Here is a 12,642-nt window from a genome sequence, read left to right on the forward strand (position 1 = left end):
GTCGACGGCCCCACGCAACGACAGCGCCCGGTCCAGCTCCTGCGAGTACCGGTCGTCCAAGCCGTCCAGCAGAGCCGGATGGGCCCGGCACAGATCGGCCAGCGCCTCCAGCACCGGCGCGTACGGCCAGGCCCCCTCGATCGTGGCGGCCGTCCCCGCCCCCGTACGCCATCCGCGTCCCGAAACCTCGCCCCGCGCCCAGCCGATCAGCGCCGTCTTGCCCACCCCGGGCGGCCCGGACAGCAGCACCGTACGCCCCGAGCCCGCCGCGACGTCGTCCAGCGCCAGCAGGACAGCCCGCTGCACGTCCTCCCGGCCGACCAAAGCGGGGCGGCGCGGCCGGACCACCGCAGGCAGTTCGGCCAGCGCCTGATCCCGCAGCGTCACCGCCTCGGGCCCCGGGCCGATGCCCAGCTCGCCGCGGAGGGCGCGGTCCATGCGCTCGAACTGGCGCAGCACCGAGGTCCGGTCCCCGGCGCGCAGGTAGCCGCGCATCAGCGCCAGGTGGGCCTCCTCGTCGGCCGGGTCGGCCTCCAGCAGCTGCTCCCACCGGCCGTCCAGGCGGAGCAGCTGCTGGTGCAGGCCGGTGATCCGGTCGCGGGCGGTCGCCGCCCAGGGCTCGTACAGGTCCTCGGGCAGCAGGGTGCCGCCGTACCGGGCCAGGGCGGTCGCGGCGGTCCCGTCGGCGGCGGGACCGAGGGCCGCGAGGGCGGCGGTCTCGAACTCCTCGACGTCCACGGTCACCGGCACGCCGGGCAGCAACGCGACGGTGTCGCCGCGCAGCACGACCGCGGCCTCCGTGCCGGGCAGGCCGTGGCGGGCGTAGTGGGCCGCCTTGTGCAGCCGGGGCGCGGCCTCCTCCAGGCTGAGGTCCGGCCAGAGCAGGTCCATCAGCCGCTCGCGGTGCATCGTCCGGCGGTGGGTCAGGGCCAGCACCTTGACCAGGGCGGCGGCGTGCCTGCGACGCCACGGCTCGCGCGGGCCCGGCGTGCCGTCCACCAGCACCTCGAAGCGTCCCAGCATCCGGATCTCGACCGTCACGCGCCGACCTCCCGATCGCCGGGCCGGGTACGCCCTGCGAAAGGTATTCGTTCTCCCCGGCCGCGCGTTACTCGGAGGCGAGGAACTCCAGCTCGCGGCTCATCGCGGAGATCAGCCGCCGGACCAGACCCTGGACCCTGTCCGGGTCCCAGTCGTAGGCCGCGATGGCGTCGGTGGCGGAGAAGAGCCCGGCCGAGAGCTCGTCCCTGAGCCGTTCGTAGCGCGGCAGCGCGCCGTCCACCACCGCGTCGGCGAGGAGCTGCGCGTCCCGCAGGGCCTGGGTGATCCCGTGGACGCCGATCGGGTCCTTGTAGTAGCCGGCGTCGCCGACGAGCGCCCAGCCCGGACCGTACGCGGCTCTGCGCCGGCCCGGCACGCCCGGCCAGCCGCGCACCGGGCCGACCCGGGTGGCCGAGCGCAGTTCCCCGGCGACGCAGGCCAGGCCGGCCCGGTCGAACCGGCCGAGCAGCGACTCCCAGCGGTCGCGCCGCGCGGGCACGGTGAACCTGTCCCTGGCCATGCCGCCGAAGACGCACGTGGCGCCGTCGTTGGTCGGGACGAGACCGAACGCCGCTCCGGGCCGGTAGAACCAGCGGTAGCCCTGGTTCGCCAGGCCGGTCACGTAGGTCATCCACAACGCGCCCGCGTGCTCGCCCTCCTCCCGCACGGGCGCCCCCACGGCGTCGGCCACGGTCGAGCGGACGCCGTCCGCGCCGACGACCAGCGGCGCGTACGCCTGCCGGACCCGCCGCCCGTCCACGACGGCCACGCCGTTCACCCGGCCGTGGCCGTCCCGGAGCACCCCGGTGACGGTGACGCCGAAGGCGACCTCGGCCCCGGCCGCCACGGCGGCGTCCACCAGCAGGGCGTCCAGCACGGTACGCCGCGGCGCGTACAGGGCGGACACGCCGGCGGCGGGCCTGATCGTCACGGTCGTGGACTGGCAGCCGTAGTCGAAACTCGTCGTCGTGACGGCAGGCGTCCCGGCGGCCACGACGGCGTCGAGCAACCCCCACTTGGTCAGCTGGAGCACGCCGCCACGCAGCAGCGCGTGGGTGGACAGCGTGTCGCCCCCCGGCTTCGCGCGGTCGGCCAGCAGGACGCGCAGGCCCGCGCGGGCGAGCAGCGTCGCCGTGGCCGCCCCGGCGCACCGCGCGCCGACGACGATGACGTCGTACCTGGTCATGGCACGGTGGCGTACCGGCCGGTCCGTACGCCGGGGGCAGGCGAGGGCGACCTGGCGGTGATCGCGTCCACGATGTCGGCGGCGTCCAGGCGCGCCCCGTCGATCAACCCCGACCGCCGCCGATTCCCGAAGGGCTGCCCGATGACGTAGAGCCCCGGCACGGCGGTGGCCCCCCGGTACTGCGGCAGCCACCCGTGCTGCTCCACCCCGGGCACGTGCAAGTACGAGTAGTCGCCACGGAACCCGGTCGCCCAGATGACCGCGCCGTACCGTTCCCCGCGCAGATCCAGCCGGTCGGGCCGTACGGCGGGCACCGGCACAGGTTCGGGCCGAGGCCCCGGCTCCGGGGGCCACAGGCGGGAGTCGAGACGATCAAGCAGCTGGTGCATGCGGCGGTCCGCGTCGGCGACGGTTCCCGGCAGGTCGTCGGCCAGCCGCACGCCGTCGCCGTCGATGTCCAGGACCCGGCCGGTCAGCCGGACCCCCCGGGCGGCCAGCGCGGCCAGATCGACGGAGCGCCCATGGCCGCTCAGCTGCACGGAGGGCTCCCGCCGGTACGCGTCCCGGTCCCGCACCTGGTCGATCCTGCGATCGAACTGCCCGGCCCGGTCCAGCCACCACGTGATGTCCTGGCCCCGGTAGTGGCGCGGCAGCCGGGTGTGCCGCCCGGCCGCGAGGGTGACCTCACGCCCGGCGGCGGCCAGTTCGTCGGCGATCTGCACGCCCGACGCGGAGGCGCCGACCACCAGCACGCGGCCCGGCGCGACATCCTCGGGCCGTCGGTACCCCAGCGGGCTCAACGCCTGGACCCGGCGGGGCAGTCTCCAGGCGAAGGCCGGCAACGCGGGGCGGGTGGCGTGGCCGCTGGCGATCACGACATGCCGGGCGTACCAGGCGCCGCCGTCGCAGCCGACCAGCCAGCCGTCCCCGTGGCGGCGTACCGACAGCACGGTCAGGTTCTCCGCCACGGGGGCGGCGGTCCAGGCGGCGTACCTGGTCAGATAGGCCGCGACCTCGCCGGCCGGGAGGAAGGTGTCCTGGTCGGCCCCGTCGTACGAGTAGCCGGGAAGGCGGCTCAACCAGGCGGGCGTGAGCAGCCGCAGCGAATCCCACCGCTGCGTACGCCACGACTGCGCGACTCTGCCCCGCTCGATGACGACGTGGTCACGCCCGGCCTCGGTCAGCAGCGCGCTGACGGCGAGACCCGCGTGCCCCGCGCCGACCACCACGGTGTCGGTCCATCTCATCGGGGTGCGGGGGTGGTGGCGGGGCTCATGACGGCGTCTCCTCAGGAGGGTGGGGGGACCGCCGGCCGGATCTCCGTCGGCGGTGCCCACACGTTAGGAAGCCGCCCTTCCCCGAACCTTCCCGCCGGCGGCCCCCCGTCCTTCCCCGGGAGACCCGGAGGTCAGAGCATCGCCGTCATCGAGGCGGTGGCCTGCTTGCCGAGCGTCGTCGGCTGCAGGTACGGCTGCTCGGTCATGATGGCGTCCCAGTTGTCGCGGATGGACTCCATCGTGAGGTCGTCGGTACGCCAGCCGGGCCCCTCGGCGACGAAGACGCGGGCGACGCGGCCGCCGCCGACGGTGAAGACCTCACCGGAGGCCTCGCAGGACTCGTGGGCGAGGAACGCCACGAGCGGGCTGATGGACTCGACGGTGAACTTGGCCTCGAACTCGGCGGGCAGCAGCGCCTCGGTCATCCGGGTCCAGGCGATGGGGGCGATGGCGTTGGCCCTGATGTTGGCGCGGGCGCCCTCGATGCCGAGGGTCTTGGTCAGGCCGACCAGGCCCATCTTGGCCGTCGAGTAGTTGGCCTGGCCGAAGTTGCCGAACAGCCCGGCGGGGGAGGAGGTGTTGACGATCCGGCCGTACGCCTGCTCCTTCATGTGCGGGAACGCGGCCCGGCTCACCAGGAACGACCCCCGCACGTGGACGGCGAGCACGTTGTCGAACTCCTCCACCGACATCTTGCCGAACGACTTGTCGCGCAGGATGCCCGCGTTGTTGATCACCACGTCCACCCGCCCGAACGCGTCGAGCGCGGTCCTGATGATCGCCTCCGCGCCCTCGGGGGTGGCCACGTTGTCGGCGTTGGCGACGGCGGAGCCGCCGTTCTTGGTGATCAACTCGACGACCTCGGCCGCGGGGCCCGCCGACGCGCCGGAGCCGTCCAGCGCGCCGCCCAGGTCGTTGACGACCACCGAGGCGCCGCGCTCGGCCAGCAGCAGCGCGTGCGCCCGCCCGAGCCCGTGCCCGGAACCGGTGACGACCGCGACTTTCCCGTCGAACCTGAGATCGGACATGCGCCCTGCCTCCCTGAAGAGAACAACATTCTAGTCAGGACGCACCCTATCAAGCGGGATGGGACCCACAAATGGGTCGTTGCGGATAGTGATCGGACGAGTAAATTCCTGCTATAGTTTCGGCTTCGCCCGGGCGTGGGGTCACCGGCGACACCCCTCCCTAGCATCATGGCCGCGGCCACGCCGCGTCGCGCCGGCGGCGCGGCCATGAACCAGTTGGAGGGTCCGCATGCCCCGTCTGCGCGTGGTCCAATGGGCCACCGGAGCAGTGGGCGGCTATGCCCTGCGCAGCGTCATCACCCGCCCCGAGTTCGAGCTCGCGGGCGTGCTGGTGTACGACCCGGACAAGGTCGGCCTCGACGCCGGCGCGCTGGTCGGCCTGGACCCGACAGGAGTCGTCTGCACCGACGACGTCGACTACATCCTCTCGCTGGACGCCGACTGCGTCCTGCACATGCCGCTGCCGGCCTCCTACTTCGGCGGCGACCACGCCACCGACGTCGAGACCATCTGCGCCCTGCTCTCCTCCGGCAAGAACGTCATCACCACCACCGGCTTCGTTTACCCGGCGGCGTACGGGCCGGGCGTGGTCGAACGCCTCACCGCCGCCTGCGCGGAGGGCGGCACCACCCTGCACGGCACGGGCATCAACCCCGGCTTCGTCAGCGACCTGCTGCCGCTCGCCCTCACCGGGCTCTCCTCCCGGCTGGACCACATCTACGTGCGCGAGTCCTCCGACTACCGGGGGCATCCGTCCCGCCAGATCGTCACCGACCTGATCGGGTTCACCCGGTCCGCCAAGGACTACGCCGCCGCGGTGCGCCCGTTCCGGGCCTTCCAGCGCGCCCTGTTCGCGGAGAGTGTGCAGCTCGTGACCACCGCCCTGGACGTGCGGCTGGACGAGATCGAGGAGAGCGACGAGTTCGAACTGGCCACCGAGGAGTTCCAGATCGCCGCCGGGACCGTGCTGCCCGACACCGTCTGCGCCTCCCGCTGGACCTTCAGCGGCCTGATCCGCGGCCGTCCCTTCATGACCGTGGAGTGCGTCTACAAGGCCGACGCCGGCAGGGTCCGCCGCTGGGCCGACCCCGGCTTCGCCATCCACATCGAGGGCCGCCCCACCATCGCCCTCACCATCGACGAGGTCAGCCACGGCCTGGCCGGCGCCGCAGCCCACGCGGTCAACTCGATCGCGTCCGTCTGCGACGCCGCCCCCGGCATCCGCACCATGCTCGACCTCCCCCTCGCCATCGGCCGCGGCACAGCCCGCCTCCGCTAGCGCGGGTGGAAGTTGCCGAATTTGCCCTGGTGATAGAGGAGGGGGTGGGTGTCGGGTCTGGCGGTGGTGGCGATGACCAGGCCGACGACGAGGATGTGGTCGCCGATTTCTGCGGTTTTGTGGGCTCGGCAGATGAGGTGGCCGGAGACGTCGGCCAGCAGGGGGACGTCGGCGGGGCCGTGGGTCCACCGGGTGGGCGCGGCGAAGCGGTCCACGCCCTTGCGGGCGAAGCGGGAGGCCACCTCGTGCTGGTCGCCGGCGAGCACGTTGACCGCGAAGTGGTCGGCGCGGCTGAGGGCGGGCCAGGTGGTCGAGGACTGGTCCACGTAGAAGGAGACCAGCGGGGGTTCCAGGCTGACCGAGGTGAAGGAGGTCGCGGTCAGCCCGACGGGCTCGCCGTCCGGCAGCGCGGTGACCACCACGACCCCGGCCGCGTGCGCGCCGAGAGCCCGCCGGAACTCCACCGCCCCGACCGCCCCGACCGGTTCGCGGTCGTCTCGGGGCGGCACCAGCCGGAGCCGGGGCGGCACGGGCGGCGGCTGTTCGTCGGCGGTGGCGGTCATGCGGACACTCGCGTACGTCCGGGGAGTTGCGGGACCACCCGATCGGCCCAGCCGGCGAGAAGCTCGTCCAGCTCGGGGATGCGCGACTCCAGAACCGCCAGCCCGGGGGTGGGGACGTTCGCTCCCAGCTCCACCAGCAGGGGCCGCAGGTGGACCTCGACCGCGAGTGTGTGCTTGGGATCGCCCAGCACCAGCAGCGGCAGCGCGGCCTTCCCGGCGAGCGCCTGGTTGGGAAGCTTGTCGAGGAACGCCTTGAGCAGCCCGGTATAGGTCCCCTTGTACGTGGGACTCGCCACCACCAGGATCGACGCGTCCAGCAGCAACTCCAGGGCGACCTCGACGCCCGGCGACGGCTCCGGCGAGAACAGCGCCGGCGCCAGCCCGGACAGATCCACCACATCCCCGGCCTCGACCCCGAGCCGGTCCGCGACGGCCTCGGCCGCCCGGGTGGCGACGGTGAGCGTACGGGACCCGCTGCGCGGATTGCCCACCACGGTCACGATGCTCATCGGACGACCGCCAGTTCCGCGTAACGGCTGCCCGGCCGGGCCAGCCCGTAGTTCTCCCGCAAGGTCCGGCCCTCGTACTCCAGCCGGAACAGCCCGCGCTCCTGGAGCACGGGGACCACGTGGTCCACGAAGTCGCTCAGGCCGCTGGGCAGCACCGGCGGCATGATGTTGAACCCGTCGGCGGCGCCCTGCTCGAACCACTCCTGGAGGTGGTCGGCGATCACCTCGGGGGTGCCGGCCAGCACGCGGTGGCCCCGCCCGCCCGCCAGCCGGGCGATCAGCTGCCGCAGGGTGAGGTGCTCCCGCGTGGCCAGGTCGAGCACGAGCTTGACGCGGCTCTGCTGGCCCTCGGTCTCGGGTGAAATGTCGGGCAGAGTCTCGTCGAGAGGGTGGCCGGAGAGGTCGACCCCGAGGATGGTGGACAGTTGCGCGACGCCGTACGCGGGGATGATGAGGTCTTCGAGTTCGCGTTCCAGGCGGAGCGCCTCCCGTTCGGTGCTGCCGATGATGGGGGAGATGCCGGGGAGGATCACCACGTCGGCGGGGTCGCGTCCGGCGGCGGCCGCGCGGCGTTTGATGTCGGCGTAGAACTCCTGGCCCTCCGCCAGGGTCTGCTGGGCGGTGAAGACGGCCTCGGCGTGGCGGGCGGCGAAGTCCCGGCCGTCGGGCGAGGAGCCCGCCTGGACGAGGAGCGGATGGCCCTGCGGCGGGCGCTGGGTGTTGAGGGGACCCTTGACGGCGAAGTGCGGACCGGAGTGCTCGACCGCGTGGATCTTGTCGGTGTCGGCGTAGACGCCGGCCTCCCGGTCGCCGAGGACGGCGTCGTCCTCCCAGCTGTCCCAGAGTTTGGTGACCACGTCGAGGAACTCGTCGGCGCGGGCGTACCGGTCGCGGTGGGCGGGGCGTTCGACGCCGAAGTTGTGGGCTTCGGCCTCGCTGGCGGAGGTGACGATGTTCCAGCCGGCCCGGCCGCCGCTGATGTGGTCCAGCGAGGCGAACTTGCGGGCCAGGTGGAAGGGCTCGTTGTAGGTGGTGGAGGCGGTCGCGATCAGCCCGATGTGCTCGGTGACGGCCGCGATGGCCGACAGCAGCGTCAGCGGCTCGAGACCGCCGAGCGCGTTGTGCCGGACATTCCCCCACAGGGCGACGCCGTCGGCCAGGAAGACCGAGTCGAGCTTGCCGCGTTCGGCGATCCGGGCCAGGTTCTGGAAGTGCTTGGCGTCGGTGACCAGGGCGGGTTCGGTGCGGGGGTGCCGCCAGGCCGCCTCGTGGTGACCCACCCCCATCAGGAACGCGTTGAGATGAAGTCGGCGGGGGCTCACGTGGTCCTCCAGGTCGAGAAGCGCCGCTCCAACGTGACGAGCAGCTGGTTGAACAGCAGTCCGAGTAGGGAGATGGTGATGATTCCGGCGTACATGTCGGGGATGCGGAAGTTGAACTGGGCAGCGTTGATCAGGTAGCCGAGGCCCGCCTTCGCGCCGACCATCTCGGCGAAGAGCAGCACCAGAATCGAGTACGCCCCTGCCAGCCGGACCCCCGTGAAGATCGTCGGTACGGCCGCGGGCAGGATGACCTTCTGGAACAGCCGTACCGGCCCCAGGCCCATCGAGCGGGCCGACTTGATCAGCAGCGGGTCCACGGTCTTCACGCCGCTGATGGTGTTGAGCAGGATCGGCCAGGCGCAGGCGTACAGGACGAATGTGATCTTCGCGGTCTCGCCGAGGCCGAGGATCAGGGTGAACACCGGCAGCAGCGCGACGGCGCTGGTGTTGCGGAAGAGTTCGAGCAGCGGGGTGAGGAAGCCGGCCAGCGGCCGGTACCAGCCGATCAGCAGGCCGAGCGGGATCACCATGACGATGGCCAGCAGGAATCCGGCCAGTGAGCGGCCCAGCGAGGCGCCGACGTGCTCGCCGAGTTCGCCGCGCAGGGCGAGGCCGGACCAGGCGCCGACGACCTCGGAGAGCGGCGGCAGGAACACCCGGTCGACGACGCCCAGCCGGGGCAGGGCCTCCCAGGCGGCCAGCAGCAGCGCGACCGCGGCGGACCGCCCGAACAGCGATCCGGCCTTCCTGGTGAGTCGCCGGAGACGGGTGTCGCGGGCGACCGGCCTGCCTTTGGCGCGACCGCCGGCATGGTTGGCGGAGTGGTCGGCGGCATTGTCGATGTCGCGGGCGGCCGGTCCGTCCGCGGTGGGGTTGGTGGCATGGTCGATGTCGCGGGCGACCGGGCCGTCCTCGGCGTGGCCGGTGTCACGGTCGGGCGGGGAACCGGGGGTCGTGCTGCTCCCGACGAAGCCCGGCTGATCCTGCGGCTCCGCCTCCGCTGGATCGGCGTCGTCGTCGGGAAGGTCATACCAGTACACATCCCCGGGGAATTGCTCGGATTTTTCGTGACTCGTAGGTGTTTCGAGGGCGCTGCCCGGAGTGTCAGCCAACGGAGAGCACCTCGTCCCGGCGGGCCGCGGCGACCTCGTCGCGCAGCAGGGTCCAGATGTGGTGGCGGTATTCGCCGAAACGTGGATCGGCGCGCAGATCCCCCGCCCGGGAGTCGAACGCCACGTCGATGATCTGTTTGATCCGGCCGGGCCGCGACGTCATGATCGCCACCCGCTGTCCCAGGTAGACGGCCTCGTCGATGCCGTGCGTGATGAAGACGACGGTCTTGCCCGTCTTCTCCCAGATGCTCAGCAGTTCTTCCTGGAGCGACTCCCGCGTCTGCGCGTCGAGCGCCGCGAACGGCTCGTCCATCAGCAGCACCTCCGGATCGAAGGCCAGGCTGCGCGCGATCGCCACCCGCTGCCGCATGCCGCCGGACAGCTCGTGCGGATACCGGTCCGCGAACCCGCTCAGCCCGACCAGCTCCAGGAACTCCCGCGCCCGCTCCGCCCGCTCCCTCGCCGGTACGGCTTTCGCCTCCAGCCCGAACTCGATGTTGGCCAGCGCGGTACGCCACGGGAACAGCGCGTACTGCTGGAAGACCACGCCGCGGTCGAGGCCGGGACCGTCGATCGGGCGGCCGTCCAGGCGCAGCGTGCCGGTGGTCGGCGTGGTCAGGCCGGCGATCAGGTCCAGCAGGGTGGACTTGCCGCAGCCGCTCGGCCCGACCAGGGTCAGGAACTCCCCGGCCCGGACGTCCAGGTCGATCCCGGCGAGCGCGGTGAACGGCTCGCCCCCGCCGCGCACCTGGAAGGTCTTCCCGACCCCCCGGATCGTGATCTTGTTCACTTGACGCTCCCGGTCGCGTACGGATTGAACTGGTTGGTGTACACGTCGCCGACCTTGACCTGACCGGGCTGGAGTTCGCCTTCCCGTTCCAGCCAGTCGATCCAGGTCTGGAACTCCCGGTCCGCGATCAGGCCGCCCTTGGAGGAGACCCCGAAGCTCTTCCAGTACTGGATGGCCGAGGCGTCCTCGTTCCGCCCCCGCTTAGCCACGATTTCCTGAAATTTCGCGATCACTTCGTCGCGGCTGTGCGCGCGGGTCCACTCGATCGCCTTCGCCACGCCCTCGCCGAACTTCTTGGCGGCGGCCGGGTTCCGCGCGATGAAGTCCTCGCGCAGCACGTACGTGCCCGCGTTGAAGGGCCCCAGCAGTTCGGTGTCGCTGAACAGCAGCCGGATGCCGCCCCGCTCCAGCGCCTTGTCCCGCAGCACCCCGGTGAGCGCGCCGACGTCGATCTGCCCGCCGCGCAGTCCCTGTTCGGTGTTGACCGGCGGCACCACCACCAGCTCGACCTGCCTGACCTCCTCCGGCGTGAGCCCGCCGCGCTTCAGGTACTCCTTGATCACCGCTTCGGCGTGCGCGCCCAGCGTGTTGACGCCGATCTTCTTCCCGATCAGGTCCCGGGGGCCCTTGATCGGGCTCTCCTCGGTCACCCAGAACCCGCTGAAGGTGTCCTGATCGCTGCCGTAGTAACTGACGACCGCCTTGATCGGCGCGCCGCTGGCCCGGAGCTTGACGACGGCCCCGTTGAACGCGCCGCCGAAATCCGTCTGTCCTGTCGCCGCGGACTGGATGTCCTGCGGCCCGCTGATGGTGTTCCCGATCCACTTGAGTCTGACGGGCGCGAGATAGCCGAGCTCCTCGGCCAGCTCGGGCAGGGTCACGGCCCCGGCGTTGCCCTGGTAGCGCAGCTCGGTGACCTCTCCGCCGGATTCGGCCCCGCATCCCGCGAGACCTAAGAGCACTCCGGCGACCAGCACGTTCCTGAAGATGTTCATGGCGTTCCTGTACGCGCGAAAGAGAAAGGGGGGACTCGGCTCAATCGCGGCGGCGACACTGCGCGCTGGACACGTGGCCATGATCCACGTGTGCGCGCCGGGTCAGGTTCAGGTCCTTGCTCATGCCAGGAACGCTAATCACGAGCCGGTCATAAGTCAATATTTCCTACCTGATATACAGGAAATCCATTCATTCGGGCGAGACGAGCGGTCCGGCCCCGGGTCCGTGCCACTCCGCGAGCAGCACCGTGGCGTCATCGCCCAGATGGCCGTCGTGGTAGTCGAGAATGCTCCGGATCAGGCGGCGCAGGGTCTCCGGCACCGGCAGGGCGGCGCTGGTGTGCTTGATGATGAAGTCCACGAAACGGGTCAGCCCGAACTCCCGGCCCTGCGCGGCGCCCGCCTCGACGATGCCGTCGGTGTAGAAGAGCAGCCGGTCGCCCGGTTCCAGCTGCTCCTGGCAGACCGTGACCGGCAGGCCCAGATCAAGGCCCAGCGGATGCGCCGGCGGGCACTCCAGCGTGGTGCTCCACCGCCCGCTGCGGATCAGCACGGGCGGCGGATGACCGCGGTTGATCCAGGTCAGCTGTCCGGTGCGCACGTTCAGCTCAGCCATGACGGCGGTGACGAAACGGGTGGCAGGGCCGAACTCGCCGATCAGGGTACGTTCGATGGCCTGACTGTTGACGATCAGATCCATGCCCTGGTGGCGGTGGTTGCGGCAGGCCGCCATGGCCAGGTTCGCGGTCAGCCCGGCCGAGGCGTCGTGGCCCATCGCGTCGAACAGCGCCAGATGCAGCGTGTCCCCGGCCAGGGCGTAGTCGAAGACGTCCCCGCCCACCTCGTACGCGGGCTCGATCATCCCGCCGACCGTCATCTCCGGCGTGGCGTACGTGAGCGGCGGGATCAGCCGCCACTGCATCTCGGCGGCCACGTTCATCGGCCGGGTGCGCACCACCTGGGAGTAGGCGTCGCTGTGCGTACGCTGGCTGACCAGCATCAACGCCACCAGCGCGGCCAGATGCCCGGCCGCCTCCGGCAGGTCGGGACCCTCGGCGGCCACCCGCAGCACGCCCAGCCGCTCCGTGCCGTCCAGCAACGGCACCCACCAGAGGTGCTCCCCGTCGCCGCCGTTCTGCGACAGGGCCCTGACCTCCTGGAAGGCGCGCCCCGCCAACGTGGTGTCGATCCTCAGCTCGGCGATCTCCCCCTCCTCCCCGGCGGCCCAGCCGGGCGGCAGCGCCCGCAGGACCGTCTGCTGCAGGTCAGCCAGATAGACCAGCACGTCGCCGAGGCCCGCCTCCGCGCCGAACGCGGCCACCCGCTCGGGCAGGCGCTCCAGCGTGAGCAGGTGGCTGGCGTCCAGCAAGCCCGTCAGCATGCGTTCCAGCCCACTCAGCCCAGCTATCGTCCCCACCCCCCGCCACACGTCCGTCATCTTCATCCTTCCCAGTCGGAGGACGTTCGGTCAGGCATGCGGTGCCACACCCGCTGGGTTGGCGATCATGGCGATCATGGTTCTCGGGTCACAGTGACTCGG

12 protein-coding genes are annotated in these 12,642 nt (G+C 71.7%); 1 reads left to right on the forward strand and 11 read right to left on the reverse strand.

The genetic code is table 11. The features are described from left to right. From Aph01nite_RS15210 to Aph01nite_RS15225, 4 genes are all read right to left on the reverse strand, one after another. A partial coding sequence (locus Aph01nite_RS15210; protein ID WP_204041524.1) for an AfsR/SARP family transcriptional regulator occupies positions 1–1,041 on the reverse strand: 1,041 nt, incomplete at its 3' end. A gap of 67 nt (positions 1,042–1,108) precedes the next feature. Further along, entirely contained in the window at positions 1,109–2,227 is a 1,119-nt protein-coding gene (locus Aph01nite_RS15215; RefSeq protein WP_204041525.1) for an FAD-dependent oxidoreductase, read from the reverse strand. Then, entirely contained in the window at positions 2,224–3,474 is a 1,251-nt protein-coding gene (locus Aph01nite_RS15220) for a flavin-containing monooxygenase (RefSeq protein WP_204041526.1), read from the reverse strand. Before Aph01nite_RS15220 ends, Aph01nite_RS15215 begins: the two co-directional genes overlap by 4 nt. A gap of 161 nt (positions 3,475–3,635) precedes the next feature. Next, on the reverse strand, positions 3,636–4,532 hold the full coding sequence (locus Aph01nite_RS15225) for an SDR family oxidoreductase (RefSeq protein ID WP_204041527.1): 897 nt from the start codon (positions 4,530–4,532) through the stop codon (positions 3,636–3,638). A 229-nt stretch (positions 4,533–4,761) separates the two neighbouring features. On the opposite strand from Aph01nite_RS15225, the gene Aph01nite_RS15230 reads away from it, so the two are divergent. After that, positions 4,762–5,811: an NAD(P)H-dependent amine dehydrogenase family protein gene (locus tag Aph01nite_RS15230; protein WP_204041528.1), complete on the forward strand. Its 1,050-nt coding sequence runs from the start codon at positions 4,762–4,764 to the stop codon at positions 5,809–5,811. Here Aph01nite_RS15230 and Aph01nite_RS15235 read toward each other — a convergent pair. The 7 genes from Aph01nite_RS15235 to Aph01nite_RS15265 all read right to left on the reverse strand — a co-directional run bounded on the left by Aph01nite_RS15235 (position 5,808) and on the right by Aph01nite_RS15265 (position 12,540). Then, complete coding sequence (locus tag Aph01nite_RS15235; RefSeq protein ID WP_204041529.1) at positions 5,808–6,374, reverse strand: flavin reductase family protein; 567 nt, start codon at positions 6,372–6,374, stop codon at positions 5,808–5,810. The genes Aph01nite_RS15230 and Aph01nite_RS15235 overlap by 4 nt on opposite strands. Continuing rightward, positions 6,371–6,883, reverse strand: coding sequence for an NADPH-dependent FMN reductase (locus Aph01nite_RS15240; RefSeq protein ID WP_204041530.1), 513 nt, complete (start codon positions 6,881–6,883; stop codon positions 6,371–6,373). The genes Aph01nite_RS15235 and Aph01nite_RS15240 overlap by 4 nt, the downstream gene beginning before the upstream one ends. After that, entirely contained in the window at positions 6,880–8,205 is a 1,326-nt protein-coding gene (locus tag Aph01nite_RS15245) for an LLM class flavin-dependent oxidoreductase (RefSeq protein WP_275419233.1), read from the reverse strand. Before Aph01nite_RS15245 ends, Aph01nite_RS15240 begins: the two co-directional genes overlap by 4 nt. Then, the gene (locus tag Aph01nite_RS15250; protein ID WP_239161713.1) at positions 8,202–9,317 is read right to left on the reverse strand and encodes an ABC transporter permease; all 1,116 of its coding nucleotides are present in this window, start codon (positions 9,315–9,317) and stop codon (positions 8,202–8,204) included. Before Aph01nite_RS15250 ends, Aph01nite_RS15245 begins: the two co-directional genes overlap by 4 nt. Beyond that, positions 9,310–10,107 carry an ABC transporter ATP-binding protein gene (locus Aph01nite_RS15255; protein WP_204041531.1) on the reverse strand — a complete coding sequence of 266 codons (798 nt, stop codon included), beginning with the start codon at positions 10,105–10,107 and terminating at the stop codon, positions 9,310–9,312. The genes Aph01nite_RS15250 and Aph01nite_RS15255 overlap by 8 nt, the downstream gene beginning before the upstream one ends. After that, positions 10,104–11,102, reverse strand: coding sequence for an ABC transporter substrate-binding protein (locus Aph01nite_RS15260; RefSeq protein ID WP_204041532.1), 999 nt, complete (start codon positions 11,100–11,102; stop codon positions 10,104–10,106). Before Aph01nite_RS15260 ends, Aph01nite_RS15255 begins: the two co-directional genes overlap by 4 nt. A 190-nt stretch (positions 11,103–11,292) precedes the next feature. Further along, the gene (locus Aph01nite_RS15265; RefSeq protein ID WP_239161714.1) at positions 11,293–12,540 is read right to left on the reverse strand and encodes a PP2C family protein-serine/threonine phosphatase; all 1,248 of its coding nucleotides are present in this window, start codon (positions 12,538–12,540) and stop codon (positions 11,293–11,295) included. Positions 12,541–12,642: the final 102 nt, after the last annotated feature.

The organism is Acrocarpospora phusangensis (assembly GCF_016862995.1).
GTDB classification, from domain to species: Bacteria; Actinomycetota; Actinomycetes; order Streptosporangiales; family Streptosporangiaceae; genus Acrocarpospora; species Acrocarpospora phusangensis.